Consider the following 13,645-nt stretch of genomic DNA (forward strand, 5'->3'; position numbering starts at 1 on the left):
AAATCTTGACATTTTTAACCCTTGAGTTGCGTTAGAAAAAAATTTCTGTAAGGAAATTAAGGCTTAAATTGTCCATGACCGAACGGATCAATCTAAAACAATCTGACGACCCCCGTGATGTGATACATCTTGCTGTTCAACATCTGGCGAACGGGGAATTAGTCGCTTTTCCAACGGCGACAGCTTATGTCATCGCGGGCCAGTCCCTTAATTCCTCAGCGATGAAGAAACTTAGATTACTTTCAAATACAGATGAACCACTTGTGATCTGTGTGAAGGGATTTGACGAAGGACTCGATTATTTGCCAGATATGTCTCCCATAGGCCGAAAACTGGCTAAACGTTGCTGGCCTGGTCCTGTGATTCTGCAAATGAATCGTCCAGGAAGTAACAGCTTATTCTCGCATATCCCCGGAGAGATTCAGGCACAAATCAGTCCAGGCGCCCATGTACGTTTACGGGCTCCTGCCCATGAAATTATTTTCCAGACCATGCGGCTCTCTCCGGCACCGCTGGTCTTATTAAACGAACAATCAAAATATCAGACTGCCGATTCCATAATGGCTGATTTTAATGGACAAGTTGCTTTGATCATTGATGATGGCCCCTCTCGTTTTGGTGATCAATCTACCATTGTCTCTATATCCGATAACAACTGGCAGATCCAAGAACCAGGTGTTGTTACTGAAACCACCCTGAAAAGATTATCGAGTGAAATTTACATGTTTGTCTGCACAGGCAACACCTGCCGCAGTCCGATGGCGGAAGGACTATTCCGCAAATTACTCTCAGACAAACTTGGCTGCCTGGAAGACGAATTGGCCGACCAGGGCTTTATCATTGGCTCTGCCGGTCTGGCCGCTGCGCTCGGTGCCCCCCCCAGCCCGGAAGGCGTTGCGATTCTGGCGGAAGAAGGAATTGATATTCGAGGCCACGAGAGCCAGCCACTGACTGAACGACTGCTTGATCAATCGGATCATATCTATACCATGACTCAAGGACATCGTTTAGCAATTCTGGCAGAACGACCTGATCTAAACGAGACTGTCAAACTGCTTTCACCCGAAGGGAACGACATTTCTGACCCCATTGGTGGAGGCCTTCAATGCTACGTAGATTGCAAAAAAGAAATTGAGAGGCATTTGAAGTCAATAATCGCACAAATCAACGTCCCTTGAATTGACAATGCTTTTTACCCTATCTACCTGAATTAAATGATTTTTTCCATTGAAAAATTTGATAACTGGTACAAGGGCACTCTTGCTATAATAGGTTGTAAACCATTACCCTTTATAAGTATGAAGATCTTGTTAATGCCTTTTTCAACAGAGAATTATCATTTTAAAAAGGCATCAATTAAAAGTCAGACTTTATCTATGATAAAGTCCGGAAAAACAAAGTGGAACTCACTGGTGTCAGCCTAAAATAGAGCTATACACATCATTGATCTTCTGGATCTGTAGTGGTTTTGATTTTTTCCCATCTTAATGTATCTGTGAATTTAAAGAGTCTCAATGAAAATAGCAGTTGCCAGTGATCACCGAGGTTTTACTACTAAGGAGAAAATCCTCACACTATTAAATCAGTTAGGCCATGAAGCACTCGATTACGGACCTGATGATGGTGAAAGTGTAGACTACCCAGATTATGCTGTTAAAGTAGCAAAAGACATCGGAAAAAACGCTATTGATCGTGGTATTTTGATTTGTGGTACAGGAATGGGGATGTGCATCGTCGCAAACAAGTTTCCGGGAGTCAGAGCAACCCCATGTCATGACGATATTACTGCGCAAATGAGCCGTCTGCACAATGACTCAAATGTCCTTTGCCTTTCTGCTGATTTACTCGGAGATCGACTCGTCAATCGTATGATCGAAATCTGGCTCAAAGAGAAGTTTGAGGGAGGCCGACATGCCCGTCGTCTGGAAAAATTGAATAAAGTCGAAGAGCAAAACATGCCTCCTCAGTAGTTTTCGTCAGCTTATGAAATCTAAACAGATTTTCCCCACTTCCTTCTGATTATTAGACATACTGGGCCTTCTGAATCCAAAACGTTCAAACTCCTCTTAGCCTCCTTTTGTCGCGGCATCCCGATCTTATAGATATACTGTGGTAGTCGCGGAATTTCCCGCACAGATTCCTTTTCAAACCGACCAAATCTCTGTATCGTCAACGAAGAGTTATCAGGGAACTTTTGGCCTCTTTTCTCAAGTCAAACGCTACTTTGAATTCTTGAGCAAAGAATTAGAACAGAGGGTTTTACAAAAATGGATCAGGGCAATTTAAAATTTACTAAAACTCATGAGTGGGTCGGCGTTGAAGGTGAGATTGCAACGGTAGGAATCACCGATTTTGCTGTCAATCAGTTGACCGATCTCGTTTACATTGAGCTACCAGAAGTCGGTTCGAGCTGTGAAGCAGGTAAAGTATTTGGGGAAGTAGAAAGTGTTAAAGCTGTCAGTGACTTGTATGCCCCTATCAGTGGCGAAATCTCTGAAGTAAACAGTGCTCTCGTCGATGACCAGTCGCCACTTTCAGATGACCCCTTTGGAGCTGGATGGATCACAAAAGTCAAGATATCAAATCCAGCAGAACTGGATCAGTTTATGAATACCGGAGAGTATCGCAAGTTTTGTGAGTCGGAAGCACACTAAAGACATTACTCCGTTCCCGAATCAGGCAGATTTCAGGAAACATTGTTCAAAGCCGACACCAGGAAGGAAAGTGATTTCTGCCCATCTTATAAATTACAAATATACAGAGTTCCCATGGTTGCCCCGCGCCTATAATCATAACAGTTGAGTCGATCAACTCCATCATAATATATGCTTTAAAACGAGTGAACAGTGCCTTACCTCTTTAACACACCAGAACAACAGCAAGAAATGCTAAACGTCATCGGCGTTGATTCCCTGGAAGCCTTGTTTGCAACAATTCCTTCAGAGTTACGTCTAAAGCGTAAGCTTAATATCCCTCCAGCACTAACAGAAATGGAACTACAGTCACACATCTCGAATCTGGCAGAAAAAAATATCGGTCCGAGTTCGCGAGTCTGTATGTTGGGTGGCGGCGCTTATGATCATTTCATTCCTGCTGCCGTCGATGAGATTGCCCGACGTGGAGAATTTTATACCGCCTATACCCCCTATCAGGCGGAAGCCAGCCAGGGTAGCTTGCAGACCTTTTTCGAATTCCAGTCATTGATCTGCCGATTAACTGGCATGGACGTTTCGAATGCCAGCCTGTATGAGGGAGGTACCTGTGTCAGTGAAGCCACTTTCATGGCGATGCGTGTTACAAACCGCCATAACCGAATCGTCTTACTGGAGTCAATGCACCCTGAATATCGACAGGTAGTAGAATCATACTTAAATCACCTGAATTGTGAAGTAATTGTTGTTCCCTGTATTAATGGTTGTGTCGCCCCTGCTGATGTTGACAAAGCGATGGACGATCAAACGGCGTGCCTTGTTATACAGCACCCTAATTTTTTTGGAACACTGGAAGAAGCTGAGCAACTGACAGAAATTGCCCATAAGTACGGTGCTTTATCAGTTGTTTCTTATGATCCGATCAGTCTCGGTCTTTTGAATCGTCCCGGTGATTATGGTGCAGACATTGCCATCGCAGAAGGACAGTCGCTGGGAACTCCTTTACAATTCGGTGGTCCATATCTGGGTCTATTTTCCTGTAGCAAGAAGTTTGTTCGCAGAATGCCTGGTCGATTGATTGGCCAAACTGTTGACCGAAACGGCAAATCCTGTTTTGTACTAAATCTACAAGCACGAGAACAACACATCCGTCGTGATAAAGCAACGAGTAATATCTGTAGTAACCAGGGGCTGATCGCAATCCGCGCCACCGTTTATTTGTCCCTGCTCGGAAAACAGGGAATTCGTGAAGTGGCTGAGCTTTCATGCCAAAAAGCACATTATGCTGCCGAACAACTTTGCCAAATCGAGGGAATCAGTCTTTTATTCAAAGATCGCCCTTTCTTCAAAGAATTTGTTTTAAGCTGCTCTGAAGGTCCTGATTATCTTCTACGTAAAGCACGCCAGGCTGGCTTTGATCTCGGGCCAGAACTATCCCGCTTTGATTTTCAAAATAGTTCTGAGACGTACCGGACTGGAGTACTTGTCGCCATTACAGAACAAAGAACGCGCGAAGAAATTGACTGCCTGGTAAAAGCATTAAAAGCATAGCCCCCAAGCAAGAGGCTCCTTAACACGACCCACTATTTTAATTCAGATATTTCAAAGCAATACTCATGCGAAATCAATTGGCTACCGAATTACTGTTTGCTCTTTCCCAACCCGGCCGACGTGGTGCTCTGTTTCCTGATTCAGATGTACCTGAAAAACCACTGAATGAATTGATCCCCCAATCGGCTTTGGCCACTAACCCAACAGACCTGCCCGAAGTCACAGAACCAGATGTGATTCGACATTTTGTTAATTTATCAACCCTCAATATGTGTGTAGATACCCATTTTTACCCTTTGGGTAGCTGTACTATGAAATACAACCCCAAACGTCATGAACGACTGGCTGGACTACCTGGAATTGTTGATTTACACCCGTATCAAAACCCGTCAGATCTACAAGGTATGCTGGAATTACTGTATGGAATGCAGGAAATGTTGGCTGAAATTTCAGGATTACCTGCGGTTTCTCTGCAACCAGCTGCAGGAGCCCAAGGAGAATTCACTGCATTATTAACTGCGAAAGCATATTTTGAAGATCGTGGAGAAAATCGAACCAAAGTACTATTTCCTAACAGTGCGCATGGAACCAATCCGGCAAGTGCAGCTCTTGCTGGATTTGACTGTGTGCAACTGGAAAGTAGTGAAGAGGGACTGGTTGATTTAGACGACCTCAAAACACATCTAGACGATCAGACGGCTGTGTTCATGGTTACAAACCCCAATACACTGGGGCTATTTGAAAAAGACATCAAACAGATAGCGCAAATGGTGCATGATGCAGGTGGTCTCGTTTATATTGATGGTGCCAACATGAACGCCATCCTCGGTTACACACGCCCTGGTGACTTTGGAGGGGATATGATGCATTTTAATGTGCATAAAACTTTCACCGGTCCACACGGTGCTGGTGGACCAGGGGCAGGTCCCATTGCGGTTCGCGACTTCCTGGCTGACTATCTACCTGGCCCAGTCATCAAACAAACGAAAACCGATTCGGAAGAAAATCAATTTGTACTGGAAAACCCTTCCAAATCCATAGGACGCATTCGAACATTCTACGGAAATATCGGAATCTTAGTACGAGGCTATTGTTACTTGAGAACACTCGGAGCAGAAGGCTTAAAAGCCGTCTCTGAAAATGCGGTTCTGAATGCAAACTATCTCAAAGTCATTCTAAAGGATGTGCTCCCCGTACCCAATGGTGATTTGTGTATGCATGAGTTTGTGGCTTCTGCCTCAAAAATGAAGTCCAAAAATGGGATCACCGCGATGGACATCGCGAAACGACTGCTCGACTTTGGTTTTCATGCTCCAACAGTCTATTTCCCATTGGTTGTACCTGAAGCCATCATGGTCGAACCAACGGAAACTGAATCAAAAGAAACTCTAGATGCGTTCGCCGAGATAATCCGCCAGATTGTAAAGGAAGATCCAGAGTTTCTACACGAGGCGCCGCACAGCACCGACATCAGTAGGCCTGATGAAGTCATTGCTGCCCGTAACCCAATTCTGCAGTGCTGCGAACCATAACAGGTTTTTTGAATGCATAAAATTAAATATCACACTACAGTCTGATTCACAGTATGACTCATCCTTCACCTCCGGATTTCTGTCGTCTGATAATTGAGCCTGCTCCTTTAACCGGGAGTTGGAATATGGCCATTGATGAATCTCTACTAGAATCCGCTGCTTCACAAAATATTTGTTCGTTACGCTGGTACCGCTGGAAAAAACCTACAATTTCTCTCGGTTACTTTCAAAAAAATGATACCGAACAGAATAACGATGTTTGGCAAGATCTTTCCAGAGTGCGTCGACTCTCAGGAGGTGGTGCTATTTTACATCACCATGAGCTAACCTATTCTTTTACGATTCCAGCCAGCCATCGGCTTTCCAAGTCACTACCAGATCTCTACCTGACAATTCATCAACCACTGATTGATGTCTTGTCTGCTCATCAGCTCAAAGTGGAATTTCGTGGTGTTTCCGTTACCGCTAAATCAGAACCATTTCTCTGTTTTGGTCGTGGTGATGAACGGGATCTGATATATCTTGGGCACAAGATTCTCGGAAGTGCTCAAAGGCGAAGAAAGGGTGCAATAGTACAGCACGGAAGCCTTTTACTACTGACTTCGGAATACGCCCCTCAATTTCCAGGCCTCCTGAATCTAGTAGAACAAACCAGCTTGTACCAGCAAGAATTTCTAATGCAATTGTCTGAGGAATGCTCTCAGGCTATTGCCAAAGCGGTCAATCTGCCTCTTAAGTATCAAAACCTGACTGACGAGGAATTCTCGCTTGCTAACCATCTGGAAAAAGATAAGTATTCACAAGCTACCTGGAACTCACGAAAGAAATAGTCTTATCAGTTGTTAGATCAGGAGTTACCAAAATCAAGTGAACTTATCCGTATTATTAAGAAATTATTTACATGGCGCTTCTGTCTTTTATCTTCATTGACATAGCACTACAGGCGTGATAGCGTTACTTATATAGTAGATATATTAATCTATAAAAATTTAGTGTTACGGAAAACAGTAGTGGATCTTTACTTACGATGAAGTGAGTCAAACCACACAATGCGGGCCAGTTGAGCATTGTAATTTGCTCCTTTCATTTGAATATTAGAAATTATTTCACTCATTTCTGTTTCTTGTTCATTTCAAGCTTCTTTTGTTCCAACGACAAGTCATCGGAGATAGGACGACTGAACGATTTCAGTCAAACCATATTTCAGAACTATCATGTGTTCTGTATGAAACCTATGGAGTGGACGATTTATGTTGCAACCTGCGTTAAAAGTAATAGGCGGTCGTCATAACGGAAAACAAATTCCAATTACAGGCAAAAAATTTTTAATCGGCCGAGAAGAAGACTGCCACTTACGACCCAACAGTGACATGGTTAGTCGACATCATTGTGTATTCACAGTTGACGAATACAGCGTTCGCCTTCGTGACTTTGGTAGTACTAATGGTACTTCAGTCAATGGAAAACGAATTAAGGGTGAAATTCAACTCGCGCATGGCGATAAGATCCAAGTCGGTAAACTCGACTTCGAAATCATTATTGCCAAGTCAGCAGATGCTGAAAGTTCACAAAATGACCCGGGAGCTGTTGCCGAAGCACCTTCCAGTGGAGAAATTCTGACTGGGTCAGATACTGTGTTCGATATTCCGGTTCGTTCTAATGACGATTCTCAAACACCTGCTGCGGCTCCTGAAGAAACGACTCCCGCTCCTGAAACACCATCGACTCCTGAGGTCTATACTGGGGATACTCAAATTCTGTCTACAGAACAACAGCAACAAGCCCAACAAGCAGGCTACCCTCCGCAACAGTATCCTTATCCACCACAACAGATGCCACCCGGACAACAATACCCATACCCAATGCCACCTCAGTACTACCCACAACAAGGGTATCCTCAACAACCGATGCCAGCCTACCCTCAACAGTACCAGGTGCCACCACAAGGCTATCCCCAGCAACCACCTCCTCAACAACCACCAGAAAACGCAGAGAATGAGCCGGTCGTCCCAGACCTGCCACCAGTTACTCTACCACCGCCTGAAGAAACCGGTGTAAAGAATCAAGAGTAACAAAGATCAAATCATCGCTCATCTGCGTGCATTTTTTCAACAATGCGATCGCCATTCATTGAATGCAATACCAATGTTGAAAACAACATTGGTCAAAGTTCGTAATTCAAATTCCCGACATTAGCTTCTTCATTCTATTGAGTTCCCATTGCTTTTCTGAAAGACGTTTGCGAGAATTATTATAAGAGATCAGACAAGGAATAAAGTTCGATCGTTCAAAGATTGTAACTTATATCATTTCAGTGTCCCTGACAATGACTAAGATTTCGCGAACCATGACGTATGAAAAAGGGAGAATCCTTTAGTGAATGATTCAGCCAATGCCAGCAACGATATTCAGAGACGATATCGTGAGTTTCTTGACCTGCTACCTCTGACTCTGGCACTCGCCGGTCTTCCCGAAAGTGATCATGGGAAATATTACACTGAAGAACAGGTTGAGGCTCGAGCTTATACAATCAAACACGCATTCAAACAAGCTCGTATCCTGGCAAGAGAGTGTGTTCAAAAGCATTAAATTTTTGAATGCCAATCTCCGAGTCAAATAAAAGCTCAATGAACCATACTGAAACGCTATTCACTTTTCAGTTCAAATGAAAACTCATTCGATCCAGAATCACTGACGTTTGCATCCAAAGTAGTTTTTGTATTGTATTGTGCTGGTAAATACTGCTCTATCGCTGGTGTGGGAACATCGTCAGGTGCACCTCCAACAACTGTTTTACCCGGTATTTCTTTCGTTGCAGTAATGACCACCGCTTTTTTGCCTGCAGTTGATCTAAGAGAGTATTCTCCCTCTTCTATTTTCCCTGCAGCACTAGCTGCGCTTCCCTCAACGTCACGAAAAATAATATCGCCTTCTGCCAAAGGTTCACCATCGAGTGTTACTTTTCCAGACACGGGAAACTTTGCAGGTCCATCACTTGAACCACCACAACCGACTATCGCTCCTATCAAACATACCAAAATCAAAAAAACTGAGAGCGTTTTCATATTATATGTCCTGTTGAATAAAATTGTCCCTGATATAAACATCAGGGACAATAAAAAAACTTTAAATCTTGAGCTACTTAAAATTCACCGACAACTTCATCACCTGAAATGGTTGCCAACGCACGGAATGTACCTTGATCAATATTTTCAGAAATAAATCGAACAGCACCATCAGCCATTCCCACATGCACACCACCAACGTGCTTGCTACGTGCGTAATTCCATCGAATAGATGTATTGCTGACACAAGGCGCATTGACATCTGTTGTACTTTTACAAAGATAATTTTGATCTGGAGCCGATGTATTCGGTGTTTCAAATGCCGTAAAAGTGACTTCACCATGAGCCCCTCCAATCCAATAGCAACCAGGGCATCCCCAAGAGAAACCAGTGGGAACGGTCACACGTTGTACTCCTTCACTCAACATCATTGTGCTTGAAGTCCCATCAGTAATGTCCCGTATCTTGGTTTTGGTTTCATATCCAAACATCCCGTCATCAGATCCTGTAGAGAGGTTTCTTGACCAACCAATACATCCCATATAATTTCCTCCCCAACGTACCCCAGAAGATTCTGCAAATGCAGGCCCTACGTCTGAAGGACACATGAAAGCTGGTAATGCCGTACGAACAAATGTCTGACTGCTCGAAATATTATGCACGTGATTACTAGTGCTCGCAGAAACGTTTGCACAATCCGCTTCATAAGCGTTATACATCGGTGCCTGATCGACATAAGGAAGAATGCGGTGGAACCAAGTATCACGTTGATGGCATGCTTGTGGATACCATCCATTGGCCCCTCGATGTGCATATGGAAACACACGATGTGCGCTTTCATAGTTGTGCATTGCCAACCCAATTTGCTTTAAATTATTTTTGCAAGTACTGCGTCGTGCGGCTTCACGTGCCTGCTGGACGGCTGGCAGGAGTAAGGCAATCAAAATAGCAATGATGGCAATCACGACTAACAATTCGATAAGCGTAAAGCCTTCCCGTTTAGAGGGAGTATGGAATGGTCTCATATTCAATATCCTTTATATAAAAAATTGAAACAAAATTGTGAAGAGACACAAAATGAGTTAGCAAATAGTGGCAGGAAAATTACTCAATGGAAGGAGCTGAAAATACTTAACAGAGGCATGTAAAATATTTAAAGGAGGGATGTAAGATGCTTATAAAATACAATAAAGCACTTACTTTTATGAAGTTTCTTAATTATGATTGTTGCAATATGCATTGTCAATCTTCTATCAAAAAAAAATTCGTAAGACCTTCTATACAATAAGTTTAGTCATTAAATGGATACTATACTAAACCGATCTATCTACCACTTTTAAATTACAATGCTTCATAGAATTTGCCATCACAAATGAACACCATTGCATTTTAAGTCTTTATGAAATTTCTTCACATAACCTGAAACCTCTATTAGCGCGAACTGGTATATTTAATTAGATGGCCTGAGGTTTTGATTCAGATTCCTGTTGTAATGTGTGTCGTTTTGAAATTTGTGGGCATAGGAAAGCCTGGAATTAACGTCCACAAAGCATGACTTAAAACGGGATTTCTCTGTGAATGAAGAAGATGCGGCGCAAGTCCGAAGTTGCCTGGAAGGTAATAAGGAGGCGATGCGCGCATTTGTTGCGAGGTTTCAAAGTTCTATTTTTGGACTCTGTTACCGTATGCTGGGACATCGGCATGATGCCGAAGACGTTGCACAGGAAGTGTTTGTTCGTGCATTTCGCAGCCTTCACCAATGGGATTCCACACGAACTTTAAAACCCTGGTTATTGACTATCGCCGCCAATCGATGCAGAACATTTCTGAGTAAACGGTCAAAACGACCCATTCCTGCAGAATTCGCTCCCGAATTGGCAGTCAGTCAATCACCGGAACCATTACAGGATCTTGGTGAGGAACTCCAGAACGCCATCAATCTATTACGTGAAGATCATCGAACGTGTTTTATCTTATTTCATCAAGAACAAATGAGCTGTCAAGAAATCGGCGAAGTTCTGGATAGACCGGAAGGTACCATCAAAACATGGCTCCACCGCTCCAGACAAGAATTAGCGTCAATCTTAAGACAGCGTGGAATCGTACCAGAGGTCAGACATGAATCTCGTTGAATACCAAACAAAACTGGAAAGCATGATCGAAACGCATAATTTTGACCAACGCTCTCAGCTCGAAAATCTGGCTGTATTGTCGCCAGAACACCGCAAAATCTGGGAAGACTTTTTGATCATGGAACATACATTGCCTGCCTGGAAGCAAGCAGTTCCTGAAGTTGATCTTGTCGAAGCAGTTCTGACACAACTCAATGATTCTGAACAAACCACACACGAATTGGTACAAGCTCTTGATTCATCGTCAGCACCAATCAATAACCCCCGCCTTAACACTCGCTTGCTTTATGTCAGTATGATTTCTGTCACGATTTTGTTATTCGCCGTTTCTCTTAAATTTTGGGGGGATCAATCCAAAGTAGTGCCACCTAATACTATTACTAAAAGCACGAATATCGGCTCGATACCAAAAGCGAATTCACCAAAACAAGCCACACCAAATAACCGTTTGAATCAATTACTGTATAATGCAAGAGCAGCCTCATGGGGACTTGCTCAAAGTACAGCCGGCGCAATGACTGAAGCAGTGAATCTGGTCCCTATTGCTCCTCAAAAACCGGAATCAACGGACGCCAATCCAGATCGATCAAACTGGGTAGATGATATCAATAATGAAATGCAACCACTAAAAGAACAGATTAGCCACGCCTGGAATTTCATTATCCATTCCGTTCCTGAAGAAACGACAAACATTTGATGGTTTTTTTAGATTTACAAACGTCATTTTATTTCTCACTGTTTAATAATCGCTGGTAATGCACGGATAGAAAACATATGAAACAGCTGTATCCATTCCAACAAAATCTGGAGCGACACTTCCGATTACTAATTTCACTGGCATTTGTAATAGCGATATATGTATCCATAAGTGCTTCATCAGCAGTAGCATCAGCGCCATTAAGCCAGTTAGTAGACGACAATGCAGGAATCTATATCGAAGCCACTGATCTCAATTCTCATGTAAAACAATTTCTTGCTTCTCCTCTCGTCACACGTTTTCGACAATCTCATGTCTTTCAATCATGGTTAAAAAGCCAAGATGTGAAAAACCTCAAACAGGGATTGAAAGATATTGAATCCATAACACAACAACCTCTGCTACCTTTGCTCAACAAAATATTTGGCAAATCGTTCGGCCTGGCAATCTTTAATAATGGTCCTAAACAGAATCCTTCATTTCTTTTTTTAACGAGTGTCAAAGATCCCGCTAACGTTCAAAGTCTTTTTGAAAACTGGTCTGAAAAAATAGAAGTCAGTTTGACTCCAGCTTCATACCAGAACATACCCTATTACGTAGCCAGCCATAAAACGTCTTCTTCTGAAAAATCTTCACCTCAGGCCTACTATGGCTTTCTTGAAGGGACACTCATTGCCTCTGAAAATGAGAAAGTCTTGCAATCAGCCATCGATCTGTACGTTAACCAGAACCTCAAAAAGCAGCCTCTCAAAAATCAAGCCTGCATATTCAATTTAAAGATGTACCAACGTGCCCAATCGGTATTGTCCCAAAGTGTCGCAGGCTCTGTGTTTTTGAACCCACGTATCTGGGATGAGCATATCCAAACACCCAAAAACGATGTCGAGAGGGGTGTCTTTAACTGGTGGAAGAAAACGGGGGGATTCACTGTTGGACTTCATCTCCAAAACACAGTGGCTCTTGAAGCAGTTATTCTGTTTGACTCCGAAGCAATCAACTTACCCTTGCTTGATATCTTACGAATTCCTCCAGAAATACCCAACAACTTCTCTCAGATTCCGAAAAATGCATTGGCGGTGGTCTCAGGTCAGCTTAACGTACATTTACTGACACAAAAAATAATCGATTTTTATGCTGACAAGCACCCCGAAAAATGGCAAAAAATTCATGCAGTCAGTATCGGTCTATTAGCAGGCTTAGATCCTGTGACGGAGCTCTCCAAAACTCTAGGACCAAACTTCCTGTTTTATTCCATTCCTCGGGAGGAGCTTTCCTTTGACGCGATCGCCTTTGATGGACTCGTTGCGTTAGAGCTTTCATCTCCAGACCAAGAAACAAATAAGGCTAGCAAGCCCCAATATCAAATCGCTTTGGAAAATGTAGTTCACTATCTGATGAACAGCATGATTACAGATCATAACGCAAAACTAAAAAATGATACTCCACCTTCCATTCTCAGAATTGAAAATCATGATCTCTACGAAATGCGGTGGATTGAAGGACTTGGACTTTATCAACCGGCATACGGAATAAATGGACAACAGATTGTCTTTGCCAGTTCTCCTGAACTCATCAAAGAGTTCTTCACATTAAAATCGGAGGAAAGTCTGGCGGCACTTCCGCTCTTCCAAACATGGAAAGAAACGTTTTTTCAAGAAGAGAATCAGCTTTGTTTTCTTAATATTTCATCAATTAGAACATTTATCGATGAAAATTCTGACTTTCTCGCAAAACAGCTTGCCAAGGGACAGGGGGGAGACATCCAGAAAGGTCAGCAAAAACTTTCCGGGCTGAAAAGCATACTCGAATCGTTCGATGGCATCTTCTTCGCAGCCGGTCTCCAAAAATCGCAAGTTCGGGTTATCATCGGCTTAGGCTCACTTGATACCACAAATTAAGATTTCTCACTTCTGTACACAATTCTGAACATACCGACTAAAATTCCGCCCGATAATTGGAATAATCGGGATAACTACTCAATCGGCAATGTCGATTTTCTTTATCAGTGTTAATTATT

The 13,645-nt window shown here is 42.8% G+C and carries 13 protein-coding genes; 11 read left to right on the top strand and 2 right to left on the bottom strand.

Annotated features, from left to right (window positions below):
- The first annotated feature begins 74 nt into the window (after positions 1–74).
- The 8 genes from V144x_RS22090 to V144x_RS22125 all read left to right on the top strand — a co-directional run bounded on the left by V144x_RS22090 (position 75) and on the right by V144x_RS22125 (position 8,323).
- The gene (locus V144x_RS22090; RefSeq protein ID WP_144988246.1) at positions 75–1,178 is read left to right on the top strand and encodes an arsenate reductase/protein-tyrosine-phosphatase family protein; all 1,104 of its coding nucleotides are present in this window, start codon (positions 75–77) and stop codon (positions 1,176–1,178) included.
- Positions 1,179–1,514: 336 nt separating this feature from the next.
- Positions 1,515–1,970 carry a ribose 5-phosphate isomerase B gene (gene rpiB / locus V144x_RS22095; RefSeq protein WP_144988248.1) on the top strand — a complete coding sequence of 152 codons (456 nt, stop codon included), beginning with the start codon at positions 1,515–1,517 and terminating at the stop codon, positions 1,968–1,970.
- A 297-nt stretch (positions 1,971–2,267) separates the two neighbouring features.
- The gene (gene gcvH / locus V144x_RS22100; protein WP_144988250.1) at positions 2,268–2,654 is read left to right on the top strand and encodes a glycine cleavage system protein GcvH; all 387 of its coding nucleotides are present in this window, start codon (positions 2,268–2,270) and stop codon (positions 2,652–2,654) included.
- Between the two features lie 192 nt (positions 2,655–2,846).
- The gene (gene gcvPA, locus V144x_RS22105) at positions 2,847–4,202 is read left to right on the top strand and encodes an aminomethyl-transferring glycine dehydrogenase subunit GcvPA (protein ID WP_144988252.1); all 1,356 of its coding nucleotides are present in this window, start codon (positions 2,847–2,849) and stop codon (positions 4,200–4,202) included.
- A gap of 65 nt (positions 4,203–4,267) precedes the next feature.
- Positions 4,268–5,734, top strand: coding sequence for an aminomethyl-transferring glycine dehydrogenase subunit GcvPB (gene gcvPB, locus V144x_RS22110; RefSeq protein WP_144988254.1), 1,467 nt, complete (start codon positions 4,268–4,270; stop codon positions 5,732–5,734).
- 125 nt (positions 5,735–5,859) lie between these two features.
- Positions 5,860–6,564 (top strand): lipoate--protein ligase family protein, encoded by a 705-nt coding sequence (locus V144x_RS22115; protein WP_197998580.1) that lies wholly within the window; start codon positions 5,860–5,862, stop codon positions 6,562–6,564.
- A gap of 420 nt (positions 6,565–6,984) precedes the next feature.
- Positions 6,985–7,806: an FHA domain-containing protein gene (locus tag V144x_RS22120; RefSeq protein WP_144988258.1), complete on the top strand. Its 822-nt coding sequence runs from the start codon at positions 6,985–6,987 to the stop codon at positions 7,804–7,806.
- Positions 7,807–8,110: 304 nt separating this feature from the next.
- Positions 8,111–8,323: a hypothetical protein gene (locus V144x_RS22125; RefSeq protein ID WP_144988260.1), complete on the top strand. Its 213-nt coding sequence runs from the start codon at positions 8,111–8,113 to the stop codon at positions 8,321–8,323.
- A 56-nt stretch (positions 8,324–8,379) separates the two neighbouring features.
- On the opposite strand, the gene V144x_RS22130 is transcribed toward V144x_RS22125, so the two are convergent.
- Entirely contained in the window at positions 8,380–8,799 is a 420-nt protein-coding gene (locus V144x_RS22130; RefSeq protein WP_144988262.1) for a hypothetical protein, read from the bottom strand.
- A gap of 77 nt (positions 8,800–8,876) precedes the next feature.
- On the bottom strand, positions 8,877–9,824 hold the full coding sequence (locus V144x_RS22135; RefSeq protein ID WP_144988264.1) for a DUF1559 domain-containing protein: 948 nt from the start codon (positions 9,822–9,824) through the stop codon (positions 8,877–8,879).
- 549 nt (positions 9,825–10,373) lie between these two features.
- Between V144x_RS22135 and V144x_RS22140 the strand changes: the two genes are divergently transcribed.
- From V144x_RS22140 to V144x_RS22150, 3 genes are all read left to right on the top strand, one after another.
- A complete protein-coding gene (locus V144x_RS22140) occupies positions 10,374–10,931 on the top strand; it encodes an RNA polymerase sigma factor (RefSeq protein ID WP_144988266.1) in 558 nt (185 codons plus the stop codon).
- Positions 10,918–11,628, top strand: a complete 711-nt coding sequence (locus tag V144x_RS22145; RefSeq protein WP_144988268.1) for a hypothetical protein — start codon at positions 10,918–10,920, stop codon at positions 11,626–11,628. The genes V144x_RS22140 and V144x_RS22145 overlap by 14 nt, the downstream gene beginning before the upstream one ends.
- Positions 11,629–11,705: 77 nt before the next feature.
- Positions 11,706–13,526, top strand: coding sequence for a DUF3352 domain-containing protein (locus tag V144x_RS22150; RefSeq protein WP_144988270.1), 1,821 nt, complete (start codon positions 11,706–11,708; stop codon positions 13,524–13,526).
- Positions 13,527–13,645 lie beyond the last annotated feature (119 nt).

Origin of the sequence: Gimesia aquarii (genome assembly GCF_007748195.1) — a bacterium.
Lineage (GTDB): Bacteria > Planctomycetota > Planctomycetia > Planctomycetales > Planctomycetaceae > Gimesia > Gimesia aquarii.